Source organism: Permianibacter fluminis, assembly GCF_013179735.1.
GTDB lineage: Bacteria > Pseudomonadota > Gammaproteobacteria > Enterobacterales > Permianibacteraceae > Permianibacter > Permianibacter fluminis.
On sequence record NZ_JABMEG010000001.1, the window covers coordinates 3,397,281 to 3,411,100 of the forward strand.

Here is a 13,820-nt window from a genome sequence, read left to right on the forward strand (position 1 = left end):
ATTCAGCCCATCCCGACAATGTGATGGCTGGCATCGGACACCAGGATGCTGTCCGGGCTCTCGGGGAAAACTTCATTGCGGTCGGTCAGCGCTGGCGTCTCCCCGGCCCAGCTGAACAGTTTGAAATCACTGACGTAATCGACATAGGGCAGCTCCTCGACAAAATCGAGCAGCACCGATTTGTAGACACGGCCGCCAAACTGCAAAGGCCGACTGGCATCGAATGCCCATGGTGACAGCAGCGACAGCAATGCTTGATTGAGCTGGCCACTGTAGAAATTGAACTCGTAGCCGGTGCGAAATTGCACAGCAAAGTCCAGCCGCAATTTCTGGTAACGCGGGTTACGCACCTGAAGATTGATCTGCATGGCACTGTGCTGCTGCAGGTAGGCCTGAATCTCAGCCAACGTATTGGCATCCACTTTGGGCTGCAGCGGGTCACGACCATTGCGCTGGCGCAAATCCGGCACCACGATGACCAGCAGATTGCCCGGTGCCAGCCAGGCGCCGGGCTTCGCGTGCGGAATGCATTTGACCCGATGCACCGACGGAAATTGTTCCAGCACCAGTCGTTCGTGATCCCAGGCGGTGATCGCGCGCTGCTTGTGCCGCAGGCGTTCGGCGGCGCGCCGATGCAGGGCGGGGTCCGACTCCTCGGCCCGACCACCGAACGAGGCAAATGGCTGGGTGACTGATTTGATGCCGGCGACCGGCGTTTTCAGTTTGACGATCTGCTTTGCCGGCAGCGCGGTCAGCAGATGCGCCGGATCATTGCCTTGATCGGCAAATTGCACCGTCACGGCATTGCTGGCGACTTGCAGCAGCTCGGACACTGCGCTCACCTGCTCGCGCACGGCCGCCCGCAGCCAGATGTGATCGGTTGCCAGCCAGCTGTTCTGGTAAGTCGCTCCTGCCGGCAGCACGACGCGAACGATGCCGCTGGTCAACAAGGCATTGCTGGTGTCGAGCACCAATTCGCTGCTGGCGAGCGGTTTCCAATAGTTGTCGCAGAGCACGTGCCAGTCGATCGGCTGTCGCGGCAGTTCCGGGTCGGCGCTGCCTTCGGCCACTTGAAACAACAGGCTGACACTGTCGCCGGCTTGGGCATCGGCAATGCCAATCAGAAACTCACCCTGATACGGAAACGCCGGCAGCAGCGGTACCTGCTTGGTGCTGACAAACGACAGCTGCTCACGTTGATAGCGGTGCTCGCGCAGTGTGCCGAAGCAGCCAACGTGGAAAAACTGCACGTCCGGATGGGAATAGGCAGCCAGGCTGTTGCTGTCGATGGCGACGTCGTCGGTATTGGCCTGATAGGACAGCTTCAGGTATTGCAAGGTCGGCGCATACGGTTCGTTCAACACGACTTTGTTGCCGGATTTGTAGGCCTCTTCAATGGTCCGGGTGCGGTATTGGGCGTGCAAAAAATCGTGCTCCAGCGCCAGCACCAACGAGCCCGGTTGCACCGCCGGCGGCGCAGCCGTATACGACTGCAGCGTTGCGTTCAGCCACAGCGAGGTCATCACATATTGTCCCGCCCAGAACGTGCCGGCATTGCTCAGCGCGTACACGCTGTCGGCAGCGGACGGACTGCTGGTGGTGGACGGACTGCCGGGACGGAACGTCATGGTCGTTTCCGTCCGGCCATCATTGCCGAACAAATCGACATCGTTCTGGCTGGCATCCCAGCTGCCGCCATCGTGAAACGATGCCGCGCAGGTAAAGCGGCCATTGTTGACGCCGCTGACGTTGTAGTCGTGGTAGTGCGCGCTGAACGACTGCGGCGCGCCCTTCCATTGCAAGGTCAACTGCAACTGACTGAGTTTCTTGCTGAATGCCTCGGGACAACCGACGACAAAGCGCGTGCCGACAACGGGCTGCGGACCAAATGGCATGAAAGCCTTTTTCGGGTCGAGCTTGCCAGCGTCGCCATCCAGCGCCAGCGTGCTGATGCCAGTGACCTGCACGGCAACCTGAATGCGCTGCACCTGCAGCGCTGCCAGATCTTCATAGCCAACGTTGCTGCTGGCGGGTTTCAGCAGTACCTGCAGCAGTGGCGCCGTCGCCGCGAAACTGTTGCCGTGCACCTCGGCGCGATAGTCGATCACTGCCGGATCGGTGCTAGTCAGATCAATAGCCAACTTCAAGACACTGCCGCTGACAAATGACGCGCTGTAAGCAAGCGGCCCGAGCCAACGTTTGTCGGCAGTCAGATGCAGTTCAAACGCATTACCCAGCACCGCACTGCTGGGCTTGTTGGCAGGCAGCCCGGCCAGCGTCAGCAGCACGTCGATATGCCGCTGCCCTTCCGCCATGCGCAGCACAGGTGACGCCACGGCAAAACCGATTTTGCCGACCGGCAGGGCGACGTGACCAAACGCCGGCCATTTCGGTTCTTGTTCCGGCAGCTCGCTGCCAAAACCATCGGCCGAATTGGCGACCGCCGCAAAGCGAATGCTGCCGTGACCGCGATCATCACGAAATATCGACTGCAGACGAGCGACCCGGCTACGGTTGATCACCGTGTCGCCGGTCGGCACATACAGCCGCTCGACATTGCTGGCATCCTTGCCGGCAGAAAACACCTGCGCCGGGCCGATCAGTACCGGCTCCGGCCGCTCTTTGGCATTCTGCTTCTTCAACTCAAGCAGGACATGGACCTCGTCCGGACGAGCCGGCTTGGCAGCAAATTGCAGAATGTCGCGGTAGAAAAACGCCAGATGCCGACCGGTAAGCTGATTCAGCAGCGCCTGTGGTTGGCCATAGAGCTTCAGGAAGCTGAGCAGCAAACCGAGATGCGCCGGCGCATCTCCATCCTGTTGTTGCAACCACTGCCGGATGGTTGCTTCATTGGCGGCAAAGAACGAACTCCAGTCACCGTCGGCAACATTCGGGTCCGTGCGGTAGTAGCGGATGTGTGGCGCCAGCCGTTGCAGAAACCGATACAGATCCTCAGGGCTGCGCTCGTCAGCATCGGCATGGTGCACGTCCAGCTCGGCCGGCAGCCGCTCATCCTGACTCTGGCCCGGTTCGAAGATCTGACGGTCAATGATGCTTTGCTCGGCCATGAACGCTGCGCTGCTCCCTTACGCTGTTTGCCAATCCCGTTTCAACACATTCGAGTGTGACCACATGCGACAGTAATCACTTGCCCTTTTCTTTGCCGACGGCATCGCGCCTAAAGCAATGGCGGTACCGGCAATTTGGCTTCACTGCCGTCGCTGATATAAAACGGATAGACCAAGTTGTAGCGCGAGTTGGTCGCCCGCACCGAATACTCCAGCAACACTTCGATGCGCCCTTCGTTCTGCCGGGCGGTGTTCAGTTCCAATGCCAGTACGGTTATCCGCGGTTCATAAATCAGGATATTGGTGCGGATATTGTCCTTGATGAACGTCGTCATCGTGGTGCTGAGTGGCTCGAACAACAGCTCACGCAAATTCAACCCGTACTTCGGATTCAGGAAGCGCTCACCGCGTATCGTGCCAAACAGGATCTGCAGGCTGGCGGCAATATCGGCCTCATCGACCGTCATCGCCACTTCGCCACTGTCGGCATGAAAGGTCGGCGGGAAGCTCCAGCCGGTACCGAGAAAGGATTGGTAAGTCATGTCTTTATTGGCCACGATTCGCGCTCGACAGTCCTTTACGATAAGTGGGTCTTGTTGCCGGCTAACACAGTCACGCTCGCTGACATCAAGCCTTTCCTTCAGCCAATCATCACGGTCGGCGCACCCACCACCGCCATTGCCCCGCAGATGCAGGTATCCGTCGTGCGCAGCGCCGGCCGACCACCGATCAAAACCGTGGCGCTGCCGGTCGGAAACGGACTGACCGTCGGCTGATGCCCACTCGGCGGCAACGCACACACATGCATATCACCGAGCACGGCGGCGGGCATGCCGCCCAGCAGCACGGTCGGCACACCGGGACCAATGACGGTGCCACCATGCGTTGTCACATCCCCCACTCGTACCGCTGCCGGCATCGCCTGCACTCCTGTTTGTGTCGCGCTTATCGCTGCACCATTTGTGCGCAAGGTTTGCGCTCGCCATTTTTTTCGCGGAGTTCACGTGATGCCCACGCGATGCTCACGCGACGTTCACGGTCGCCTTCCTGCTTCAGTTCAGCTGCAGGATGCCGCCCTTTATCGTGGTCGTTGCGGCACTGGAAAGTTCGGCACTGACCGCGCCCTCCAGCTTCATCTCGGTACCGCCCTTGACGTTGAAGCCAAGGCCAGACTCCAGCTTGCAATCGGTGGCGGCTTTCAGTTCAATCGCCTTGATGCTTTCAATCTTGATGCCGTCAGCGGTCATTTCGATCTTGTTGCCGTGCTGGTCGGCAAGGCGTATGACTTTCTCGTCCTCATCCAGCGTCAACTTGTTCCCCGCCGGCGTTTCCAACTGCAGAATCTTTTTCTCGTCATTGAAATACAGCTTCATTTTTTCCCGGCTTTGGAACAGCTTTTCATGGTTGTCGTCCTTGCCTTCCAGCGGCGCCGGCAATGAACTGCTGTGCAGCATGCCGAGCATCACTGCCCGGCGCGGATCATCTTCCAGAAAGCCCAGCACGACTTCATCGCCGATTTCCGGCCGAAAGAAAAACCCGCGCTCCTTGCCAGCATCGAGGCTGGCCACCCTTGCCCAAATGCCATCCTGATCGGTATCCACCATCGGCAAACGCACCCGGACCCGGTGCTCGCCTTCCGGGTCTTCGTTGCTGATGACAACGCCGATTTGCAAACCGCTGACACTGGGCAACAGCGCGCCCGCCTGCGGCGCCGACACGTTGTGCTGCTCGGCAAACCAGTGCTGCTGACTACCAAATTGCAGATGGGTCTTCCAGCCCTGAACCAAATCAAACTCATGACGAACGCCGGTGACGAACACATTGCCGTTGAAGCGCTCGCCGACCCCGCCAACCGTCACCACATCACCGGGATTCACGGTCCCGATGCCTTCGCATTTGATCCGGCCGCAGACCTTGCTGATCTGCACTTTCTGCCACTGGGCATCGGCCCAGGCCTGAGCTTCATCCTCGGCCAGCGCGGCATGATGCAAGGCAAACTGGTCCAGACCGATCACGGCGGCCAATGAATCTTCGCTGTAATTGCCTGGCCCTTGTACCGTTGGCGTTGCACCGTCGCATTGCACCAACGCCTGAGTCGCCGGATCCCAACTGATTCCCTTGACCGCGGCAAATTGCCGACGACTGTCAATCTCGGCATCGAACTCCAATACCGTGGCGCCGAACTGCAAACTGCATTTTGGACTGCCGGACATTGCCGCTGCTTTCACGATGAGCTTGTCAGCGTCGGTCAGCACCATCTTTCCGTTGGCTTCGGCGCGAGTCAGCAGAAAGTCCCAATCTGTGCTGCGGTATTGCACGAGCTGCTCGTGCTTGACCTTGCTGGCCTCGACTTCGGCGGTCAGCCCGGCGGCAGTCGCCAGGGCTTCCATGACTTCGCTGTCTTTCTGATCAAAGTAACAGGCATTGCGTCGGCCCACGGTCAGCGTGCTGGCCTTGTGCCGACACTCAATGACCAGCTGTGGCGAACTTTGCTCACGTACCTTCAACGACTGTTTGATCACAATGCCCTTGAACAGCGACACCGGATCGCCGCCAGCGCCGGCCAGCACCTCCACCTCCTTGCCCGGTGCAAACAGATCGGTATTGCTGAGCGGAAAATCACTGCTCGATGCTGCGCCGTCCTGATAAACCAGACGTAGCGCACTGATCGTATTGACCGCCTTTACGACCGACAGCGCCAGCAACTGATGCTCACGGCCCACTGCGGTGCCGCTGGCTTTGACCGTGAACTCGCGATGCTCCGCCGCGATCGGCAAGGTCCGGGCGTCAGCCATGATTCGGGCTCCGGACAGCTTGGCTCCGGGACTTCATGAGCGCTTCTCCAGTGGCGGAAAAAAAAGCCGACTGCCAGCCTTCAGCTCCCGGAAATGATCAAGGCCATTGGCTTCCGCGACTTGCCGGAACAAACCCGGATCGCCATAAATTTGGTAACACAGCATCGGCAAGGTATCGCCTGCCTTGATTTGCCGGACATGGGTCAAGTCCGGTGACGAATCCTGAGCAAGGGCAACCCGGGTCTGGTCATCGACAGCATCAGTAAAAGTCGCAGTAATAACCGCTCGCAGCGGCACGCCGCTGGCCTTGAACATCTTGTAAGCAATCGATGCGCTCTTCAGCACACAGCGTTTGACTTGCAAGGTGCCCCACACCACTTTCAGATAATTGGGCCGGTGAATATTGCCGTTGTAACCGGTCACCGTCTGAAAGCGTTCGACCTCAGTCTGCACATCAATGACCTTGCCGGCCGCGCCAGTGCCATCGATGAAAAAGGTCAGCGACATATCGCCGGGTTTGACCTTCTTGAAATTCATCTTGCTGTTGGTGGTACCGGAACCCTGGGCGCTGTCGTATTCCATGTCATACGCCAGCGTGATCTCGTTCGGGTTGACGAACGAAACAAATTCGCCGATGACGTCGCCATTGCAATCCGGCTGTTCAAACGCCTTGATCCGGATTTTCTCCAGCTCGCCTCGTGCCGCTCCAGAATCCGCCATGGCTCAGCGCTCTTCCTTCTGGTCCAGAATTTCCAGCACCCGCTCGACGCACTCGCTGATGATGGCCTGCTTGTCACCCGTGGCATCGCCACCACTGGCGGCACCGCCAGAGGCTTGATTGCTGACTTCAACCGAAATCACCACTTCATCAATGATGATGGGCATAGCCTTCTCCTCCTTGCCGGTCTGCAGCAACTGACGTACGAGCAGCTGGAGCTCGAATCGTCGATATCCCGTTGCCACCAGACTGCCGTGCTGTAGCCATTGGCCGCGGCACGACTAGGCCCGGTCCTGGGTAAAGTACTGGTAATAAAATTGCAGGCTCTCGACCACCACGGCATTGCTGCTAGCATTCAGGTCACTGACCGCCCACTTGGTGGGAAAGGCGTTTACAACCGTCCAGGTCAGCAAGGGATCATGATTTTCATTGAGCAGCTTGACGACGATATTGCGCGGCGACAGCACGTCTTTTTCAATGTTGTCACGGACCCAGTTCCAGATTTCCGACTTCAGCAGCAGCCCGCGCTTGAGCACCAACTCGGGATATTTGGCCCGGTTTGGATATTTCTGGACAAAGCGATTCTCGCCACCCTCGGCCACTTCTTCGGTGGCGAGCTCGACCGACAAGCCGCTGATCTCCGAAAACCGGACATCATTGCCATCGGGCGGAATGCCTGCGACTTCCACCTTGAAGTGAAAGCCGACCGGCGGGTAATAAATCGCCATCGTCAGGGCTCCGCCGACTATTCGTTCTGCAGTTCCAGCCCCTCATGGGCCAGCTCGACCGATTCGATGGCGACTTCATTGGCCGACGCCTTCAACGCCGGGCCTTCAACCTTGACCGGAAAAGCGTTCATGATTTTCCAGACCATCACCGGCTGATGCTCTTCATTGAGCAGGCTGATGACGAGATTGCGTCGCTCCACGGTATTGAGCTTGACCGTGCTGAGCCATTTGAAAAAATCATTGTCGCCTTTGATGATGCCGCGCTTGAGCGTGACATTGCTGAACTTGCGCAGCCCCGGCATTTTGATCGACGAGTATTCAGGGAACGAGCCATCGCGATACTCGATAGCCTGATTTTCCTGGGTCAACCCGGCGACTTCGGAAAAGCCAACCCGTTTGCCGCCCCATTCGACGGTGAAATGGAAAGTCGGAATTGGATAGGGAGTGGGCATGATGCAAAACCTCCTGTTTTCATTGAATCCTGAACGTTATTGAATCCGAACGTCATTTACTTCTGGACCTCATTGGTCCTGAACGTCACCAGCTCACGAGGTCTGCAACTTGTGCGAGAACTTCAGGATGATGAATTCCGCCGGCCGCACCACCGCCATGCCGATTTCGACGTTCATCCGCCCTTCCAGAATGTCCTGCGAGTTCATCGTGGTACCGAGGCCGCATTTGACGAAGAAGGCATCCTTTGGTGTCGCCCCGGCCAGCGCGCCTTCTCGCCATTTGTCGATCAGGTAGTTTTCGATCATGCCGCGGACCTTGACCCAGGTATTGGCATCGTTGGGTTCGAACACAGCCCAGTAGGTCGATTTCTTGATCGACTCCTCAACCATGTTGAAGAACCGCCGCACCGACACATAACGCCATTCGTTGTCATTACCGGCCAGCGTGCGCGCACCCCAGACCAAGGTGCCTTTTCCGGCAAACGCGCGAATGGCGTTGATCGACTTGCCAGTGGTGGCATCGACGTTCAGATCGTCCTGCTTGAGATTGTCCAGCCGCACCATCGGCTCAATGACATTGACCAGGCTGACGTTGGCCGGCGCTTTCCAGACGCCGCGATTAGCGTCAGTCGCGGCATAGACGCCAGCGACCGCACCGCTTGGCGGCAGCGCAATGAAGTGATCCTTCAAGGCGGTCTTGACGAAGTTGTACAGCGCGGTGTTGCTGCTCTTGAAGGTGACCAGATCAGCAGGCGCATTGACGCCGACCGTGACATCGACATTGGTTTCACCCACATTGATGTAGTAGTTCAGGGTCGATTTGATAAACGGATAATAGCTGGCGCCATATTTGAGATGGTTGTTGCCAAAGTAACCGCGATTGGCAGTCAAACCGGCCGGATCGAGGCTGATGCCACCATCGCGAATATCAAAGATGCAGAAGCGATCGCGCAGCTTGTCGCACTGACCCAGCATTGCCTGAACCAGCGAGGTGTAGTCGGCGGTACTGAGCTTGACTGCCTCCGGAATCACCAACAGGGTCGGCTCGTCTTCCAGCGCCACGGCATCGAGGCCGTCCTGCAAACCAAAACCGGTCGCTGGTGCCTGGGTGCCATCGCCAGTCAAATCGATCACAGCTGGCGTCTGGAAATAACCAACCGACACGACATAGCACTGACTGCCGCCATTATCGAAATACATCTTGACGCTGTAATAGAGCAGGTAGGCAATGGTAGGCAACGCCACACTGCTAACCGAATAGGCACCGTTACCCAGATCAGCAACCGTGATGCCTATCGTTTCCTCCTTCGGCAGTCCGTACAGGCTCTCAAACTCCTTCAGCGAGTAGATCTTGGTCGGCTTCATATGAAGATCATCTGCGGTATTGCGGCTGGCTTTTTCGGTGTAGCCAACGAAAGCCGGAATGGCAGTCCCCACCTCCGCCACCGAGGGCGGGAAAACCGGGATCTCTTCAACATAGACATTCGGTGTTTTATAGGTGGCCATCGCTCGGCTCCTCTGATAGATAAACGCGTTTCCGTTGCTTACAAAGCGCCGTCATCAAGCAACGGCTTGCTCATGCCTTACTGCCAACTGCCCTGCCTGATATTTGACCCCGTCATCACCCTTGCCGCCGCTGTTGTTGCCGGATACTGCTGCCGGATACTGCTGCCAGAAAAGCCGCTAGGGCTTGCTGACATGCACGATCAAGTCTGCCGTTGCACTGTCAGGCCCCGGTTGCGGCAAATGCTCGATTAACACGTCGCCATTGCGCCGCAGCTGCAGCTTGCGCCGTGGTGTCACCTGTCGGCTCAACGCCTGTTGCGAGCGAAACAGCACCACGGCCTCACCGTGCCGGGCCAGCAAGTTGACCGGCAGCTCATCGGCGCCGAAATCGGCAGCCGCGATGCGTTGAAAATTGATTGGCGCGCGACTGTCTTCAGCGAACCCCTGATCGGTGACCACCAACTGGCTAAACTCCGCATTGCTGTAGTTGCGCACGACCAGATAGAAACTGAGCGTCTGTTGGCGGGCATCGAAGTCAACGACAAAGGCGGCGGGCGCCGCGTAAAACGCACTGGCAATTTCGAGATCCAGCAACGCGGTTACGGATTGCTGCGCCAACTCCGGATCCAGATAGAGTGGATGCGTTACCGTCAGGTTGCCCGGGAACCGCTCTTCCAACATGTATGGGCCCGGTAGCAGGCCGCGCAAATCCAGCGCCATGCCGGTTCGATCATTGGCGGCCGTGACCGTTTCGCTGCGCAGTGTGGCGGCATTGCGATCGGTGAGTACCAGCGTGACCGGTCGCTCGGACCGGCTGAACTCGTGGCGATAGATGCCGCCAGCGAGCGCCATCCGCACCGGCGCATCCAGCGCACCCGCCGCCACGGTATTCCGGTACACCACCACCTCGCCGTTGTCAGCCAGCGGATTGGCGGTGAAATTGGCAAAGTACGGGTTGGTCAAACGCAGGCCCAGACGGAGTCGTTGGCCGATTTGCGGCGCCACCGCCGCACCAAGACCGTCCTGCTCGTACAGCAGGTGCCAGGTATCGTTCAGCGTCTTGCCCATCATCCGACCACGACGCAACAGGGCCTGGCTGTCTTCGGGCAGCACAAAACCAAAATCGCGGCAGTTGCCGCCGTAGTAGTCGTGCGTAATCGCAACACTGAGCAGCACATCAAAACGAGTGCTCATGGCTGCTGCAAGACCGTATTGATTTCAGTCAGCGGCGGCTGTATCGCCGAGGTTTCGACATCCTGCAGCACCGCCATGCGCAGCCGATAGATCACTGAAGGCAGCTGTTTGCCGCCGATGAAAGCCCAGATCTGGTTCAGTTGCTCATAGCTCGGCGACAGCAATTCCAGCGTCAGTTTTTCAATGCGGGGATCGAGCCCGGGATAGTGATCCGGTGTAAACAACAGATGACTCTGGAAAAACGTCAAGACATGTGAAAGCTGACGCAGCGCCTGATCGTATTGCTTGAAGCGGGCACTGAACAGCACATGCAGGTTCAGTTTGAGCGGCGGCTGCAGCACGACATGCTGGCCGTTCAGATAGGTGGTTTCCGGCAATTGCGAGCGCAAGATGCGCTCTTCTTCAATATTGATCAGCGACAAACCCAGAACGTCTTCCTTGATGGCCCATTTGCCGCTGTCATCGACCGGCTGACACAGCTCTACCTCACCAAAATTGCTGCCCGTGCGCAGCAACAGGTAAGTGTTGAGTTCCTTGGCCAAGAACTTCAGGGTGACGTCCAGCATCCTTGCTGCATCCTCGTTGACACATCGCCATGAAAACCGCTGCAGTATCAACCGTTATTGCCGATCGATCGGCAGCGTTTTCGAATTGAATGAAGTGACCCGAAGCTGACAGCTCGTCGTTCGCGCGAACCTTTTCTTGCCATGCGCTGTGCTTGGTAGCCAATTCAGATGTCAGCCGAAATTGTGGCCGCCGCCAGATTTTTTTCGGAGACGTCAAAAATTTCGGACAAAGCTACCGCTGCTCAATGGCAACAGCCATCAAGCTCGAACCAAGCAAAGCAAGAAATACCCGCGCCAATGCGCATCAACGCATTGACGAACAGCATCTGGGAGAAAACAACACGAGGGATGAGGCAGCGCGCCGGCAAATCTATCGCATCCCTGACAACTGACGGCGCACATCAAGACCGCTTCATTGAAGATCAGTGACTGACGTTCGTCAAGCCGCTTTTGCCGGAATGGCGATTGGCTCACAGGAAATGTCGATGAAGTCTCGACGGCGACCAGCGCTACCGCTAACAGACTGATGCCGTGTTGCAGCGGTACTTATGGCGCAAGCAAAGCGGTGACCAAGATGCCATGCGCACGAATTTATTGTTGGTAATCAATGAGAAAACAGCGACGACAGCGCTGCGCTGATTGGGCTGAAGCGTCGGTAAATCGGGATACCCGCGGAGCTGCCGGCACCAGTTGGAGATGAATTCGCTGGCGCACATAACTGGTGCGTCGCCACAGTGGCCAGCGGGGTCGACGCCGCATGGTATCTCTACCAGCCGCGTAGACGTCGGGTAGCCATGAAAAGGGCGAAATGAGAAGAGACTTCGGAAAATGGCGGAGAGGGTGGGATTTGTTGCGGCACGCCCTGTGCCGCAACCCTTCGGGCGGCTACGCCGCACAAAACGGCTTTCCCGCCGTTTTGTCGAACCCGTGTGGCTTCTCACCCACCCGCAGTGACTTCGGGTAGCGACGAGCAAAACTGAACAGGAAGAGACTTCGGAAAATGGCGGAGAGGGTGGGATTCGAACCCACGGTAGGCGTAAGCCTACGCCTGATTTCGAGTCAGGTACATTCGACCACTCTGCCACCTCTCCGTGACGGGTACTTCGGCAATGCGGTACTGGTCGGCACACCACACTGTGCGTCCGGTCTTGAACCACGGCACCTTGGCAGGCACCTGACCGGACAGCGCCCCAGTCAGCAGGCTGACCGGGGCGCGCATTATGCTAAGACTTTTCGAAAATGAAAAGCCCTTATTGCTCAGTCCAGCGTAACGCCAAGGCGCTGCGCGACTTCTTCGTAGGCTTCGACAACACCGCCCAAGCCCTGACGGAAGCGATCCTTGTCCAGCTTCTTGCGGGTGGCTTTGTCCCACAACCGGCAACCGTCCGGGGAGAACTCGTCGCCCAGCACGATTTCGCCGTTCAAACGACCAAATTCCAGTTTGTAATCGACCAGAATCATGCCGGCTTCTTCGAACATCGCTTTCAGGATGTCGTTGACCTTGAACGTGAGTTCTTTCATCCGGGCGACTTCGGCGTCGGTGGCCCAGCCAAATGAACGGATATGGTATTCGTTGACCATCGGGTCATGCAGTTCGTCATTCTTCAAAAAGAATTCGAAGGTCGGCGGATTCAGCTCGATGCCTTCCTGAACGCCGAGGCGGCGGGTGATCGAACCGGCAGCCACGTTGCGCACCACACACTCAACCGGAACCATGGTCAGTTTCTTGACCAGGCTGTCGGTATCGTTGAGCAATTTGACAAAGTGGCTGGGAATACCTGCCTGCGCCAGCTTGGTCATGATGAAGGCGTTGAACTTGTTGTTCACCATACCTTTGCGATCCAGCTGCGCCACTTTCTGACCATCAAAGGCCGAGGTGTCATTGCGGTAATGCATGATCACGTGATCAGCCAGCTCACAGCTGTAAACCGACTTGGCCTTGCCGCGGTAGAGTTCCTGCAACTTTTGCATGGTGTTCACCAATGGTTAAAAAAAAAACGTGGCGTGTGTGCAATTACGCTACGCCAACGTCAGCCAATCAAAACCGTTTTGTTGATCGGCCACCTGAATCTGTTCCGGTGACCAACCGATGACCTCAGCCAGCGCGGCTCGCGCCAACTGCGGCCGATTGTTCTCTTCGCTCAAATGCGCCGCAATCAGCACGCGCAAGCGGCTGGAATCGCAGTTGCGCAAAATATCGGCGGCCTGCCGATTGCTCAAGTGGCCGTACGCACCACCGACCCGTCGCTTCAACGCCGGCGGATAACGACCGCCTTGCAGCATGGCTTCGTCGTGATTGCATTCCAGCATCAGGGCATCACAAGCGGCCAGTTGCTGCAGCAGAAACGGCGTGCTGCAACCGGCATCGGTCAGCAGCGCAAAGCGTGCGGCCGGCGTTTCAAACACAAACTGCAAAGGCTCGCGCGCGTCGTGCGGAACCGAAAAAGGAAAAACCCGGATCCTCCCGAAGAGGACGGGTTCTTCCGCAGACAAAAATTTGAGGGCGCGGATTGTGCCACAGCGGCCGGCGAGATGGCTACCCCGGCTCATCCAGACCGGCAACTTGTACTTGCGCGCCAGAGCACCGACGCCGCCGATGTGATCGCTGTGCTCGTGGGTCACCAGAATCGCGGTCAGCGTTTCCGGTACTACCCCAAGCCGGGCCAGCCGGCTTTCCGTTTCCGCGAGCGTAAAGCCGCAATCGATCAGCAGCTGCTGGTCACCGTCGGCAACCAGCAGGCCATTGCCCTTGCTGCCACTGCCCAGACAGGCGAGGCGCATCCGGAACCCCGT

The 13,820-nt window shown here is 57.9% G+C and carries 14 protein-coding genes and 1 tRNA gene; 1 reads left to right on the forward strand and 14 read right to left on the reverse strand.

Annotated features, from left to right (window positions below):
• Positions 1–2 precede the first annotated feature (2 nt).
• The 11 genes from HPT27_RS14880 to HPT27_RS14930 all read right to left on the reverse strand — a co-directional run bounded on the left by HPT27_RS14880 (position 3) and on the right by HPT27_RS14930 (position 11,027).
• Complete coding sequence (locus HPT27_RS14880; protein ID WP_172244819.1) at positions 3–3,068, reverse strand: baseplate J/gp47 family protein; 3,066 nt, start codon at positions 3,066–3,068, stop codon at positions 3–5.
• 110 nt (positions 3,069–3,178) lie between these two features.
• A complete protein-coding gene (locus HPT27_RS14885) occupies positions 3,179–3,610 on the reverse strand; it encodes a GPW/gp25 family protein (protein ID WP_172244821.1) in 432 nt (143 codons plus the stop codon).
• Between the two features lie 98 nt (positions 3,611–3,708).
• Positions 3,709–3,987: a PAAR domain-containing protein gene (locus tag HPT27_RS14890; RefSeq protein WP_172244823.1), complete on the reverse strand. Its 279-nt coding sequence runs from the start codon at positions 3,985–3,987 to the stop codon at positions 3,709–3,711.
• A 133-nt stretch (positions 3,988–4,120) separates the two neighbouring features.
• On the reverse strand, positions 4,121–5,863 hold the full coding sequence (vgrG, locus tag HPT27_RS14895; protein ID WP_172244825.1) for a type VI secretion system tip protein VgrG: 1,743 nt from the start codon (positions 5,861–5,863) through the stop codon (positions 4,121–4,123).
• Between the two features lie 33 nt (positions 5,864–5,896).
• Complete coding sequence (locus HPT27_RS14900; protein ID WP_172244827.1) at positions 5,897–6,583, reverse strand: LysM peptidoglycan-binding domain-containing protein; 687 nt, start codon at positions 6,581–6,583, stop codon at positions 5,897–5,899.
• A gap of 3 nt (positions 6,584–6,586) precedes the next feature.
• Entirely contained in the window at positions 6,587–6,748 is a 162-nt protein-coding gene (locus HPT27_RS14905) for a DUF5908 family protein (RefSeq protein ID WP_172244829.1), read from the reverse strand.
• Between the two features lie 114 nt (positions 6,749–6,862).
• The gene (locus HPT27_RS14910; RefSeq protein WP_172244831.1) at positions 6,863–7,309 is read right to left on the reverse strand and encodes a phage tail protein; all 447 of its coding nucleotides are present in this window, start codon (positions 7,307–7,309) and stop codon (positions 6,863–6,865) included.
• A 17-nt stretch (positions 7,310–7,326) separates the two neighbouring features.
• Entirely contained in the window at positions 7,327–7,761 is a 435-nt protein-coding gene (locus tag HPT27_RS14915; protein WP_172244833.1) for a phage tail protein, read from the reverse strand.
• Between the two features lie 93 nt (positions 7,762–7,854).
• A complete protein-coding gene (locus HPT27_RS14920; RefSeq protein WP_172244835.1) occupies positions 7,855–9,267 on the reverse strand; it encodes a phage tail sheath family protein in 1,413 nt (470 codons plus the stop codon).
• A gap of 177 nt (positions 9,268–9,444) precedes the next feature.
• Positions 9,445–10,461, reverse strand: coding sequence for a hypothetical protein (locus HPT27_RS14925; protein WP_172244837.1), 1,017 nt, complete (start codon positions 10,459–10,461; stop codon positions 9,445–9,447).
• Complete coding sequence (locus HPT27_RS14930; protein WP_172244839.1) at positions 10,458–11,027, reverse strand: DUF4255 domain-containing protein; 570 nt, start codon at positions 11,025–11,027, stop codon at positions 10,458–10,460. Before HPT27_RS14930 ends, HPT27_RS14925 begins: the two co-directional genes overlap by 4 nt.
• A 168-nt stretch (positions 11,028–11,195) precedes the next feature.
• On the opposite strand from HPT27_RS14930, the gene HPT27_RS14935 reads away from it, so the two are divergent.
• Positions 11,196–11,456 carry a hypothetical protein gene (locus tag HPT27_RS14935; protein WP_172244841.1) on the forward strand — a complete coding sequence of 87 codons (261 nt, stop codon included), beginning with the start codon at positions 11,196–11,198 and terminating at the stop codon, positions 11,454–11,456.
• Positions 11,457–12,028: 572 nt separating this feature from the next.
• Here HPT27_RS14935 and HPT27_RS14940 read toward each other — a convergent pair.
• The 3 genes from HPT27_RS14940 to HPT27_RS14950 form a co-directional block, all read right to left on the reverse strand.
• Positions 12,029–12,118: transfer RNA gene (locus tag HPT27_RS14940), tRNA-Ser, on the reverse strand.
• A gap of 166 nt (positions 12,119–12,284) precedes the next feature.
• Positions 12,285–12,998: a phosphoribosylaminoimidazolesuccinocarboxamide synthase gene (purC, locus tag HPT27_RS14945; protein WP_172244843.1), complete on the reverse strand. Its 714-nt coding sequence runs from the start codon at positions 12,996–12,998 to the stop codon at positions 12,285–12,287.
• Positions 12,999–13,046: 48 nt separating this feature from the next.
• Positions 13,047–13,808, reverse strand: a complete 762-nt coding sequence (locus tag HPT27_RS14950) for an MBL fold metallo-hydrolase (RefSeq protein ID WP_172244845.1) — start codon at positions 13,806–13,808, stop codon at positions 13,047–13,049.
• Positions 13,809–13,820: the final 12 nt, after the last annotated feature.

What these genes read in the sequence shown, in the direction of transcription:
- purC (WP_172244843.1), bottom strand. Translation starts at nt 12,998, where the DNA reads ATGCAAAAGTTGCAGGAACTCTACCGCGGCAAGGCCAAGTCGGTTTAC.
- HPT27_RS14930 (WP_172244839.1), bottom strand. Translation starts at nt 11,027, where the DNA reads ATGCTGGACGTCACCCTGAAGTTCTTGGCCAAGGAACTCAACACTTAC.
- HPT27_RS14885 (WP_172244821.1), bottom strand. Translation starts at nt 3,610, where the DNA reads ATGACTTACCAATCCTTTCTCGGTACCGGCTGGAGCTTCCCGCCGACC.
- vgrG (WP_172244825.1), bottom strand. Translation starts at nt 5,863, where the DNA reads ATGGCTGACGCCCGGACCTTGCCGATCGCGGCGGAGCATCGCGAGTTC.
- HPT27_RS14910 (WP_172244831.1), bottom strand. Translation starts at nt 7,309, where the DNA reads ATGGCGATTTATTACCCGCCGGTCGGCTTTCACTTCAAGGTGGAAGTC.
- HPT27_RS14935 (WP_172244841.1), top strand. Translation starts at nt 11,196, where the DNA reads ATGTCAGCCGAAATTGTGGCCGCCGCCAGATTTTTTTCGGAGACGTCA.
- HPT27_RS14915 (WP_172244833.1), bottom strand. Translation starts at nt 7,761, where the DNA reads ATGCCCACTCCCTATCCAATTCCGACTTTCCATTTCACCGTCGAATGG.
- HPT27_RS14880 (WP_172244819.1), bottom strand. Translation starts at nt 3,068, where the DNA reads ATGGCCGAGCAAAGCATCATTGACCGTCAGATCTTCGAACCGGGCCAG.
- HPT27_RS14950 (WP_172244845.1), bottom strand. Translation starts at nt 13,808, where the DNA reads ATGCGCCTCGCCTGTCTGGGCAGTGGCAGCAAGGGCAATGGCCTGCTG.
- HPT27_RS14925 (WP_172244837.1), bottom strand. Translation starts at nt 10,461, where the DNA reads ATGAGCACTCGTTTTGATGTGCTGCTCAGTGTTGCGATTACGCACGAC.
- HPT27_RS14905 (WP_172244829.1), bottom strand. Translation starts at nt 6,748, where the DNA reads ATGCCCATCATCATTGATGAAGTGGTGATTTCGGTTGAAGTCAGCAAT.
- HPT27_RS14920 (WP_172244835.1), bottom strand. Translation starts at nt 9,267, where the DNA reads ATGGCCACCTATAAAACACCGAATGTCTATGTTGAAGAGATCCCGGTT.
- HPT27_RS14890 (WP_172244823.1), bottom strand. Translation starts at nt 3,987, where the DNA reads ATGCCGGCAGCGGTACGAGTGGGGGATGTGACAACGCATGGTGGCACC.
- HPT27_RS14900 (WP_172244827.1), bottom strand. Translation starts at nt 6,583, where the DNA reads ATGGCGGATTCTGGAGCGGCACGAGGCGAGCTGGAGAAAATCCGGATC.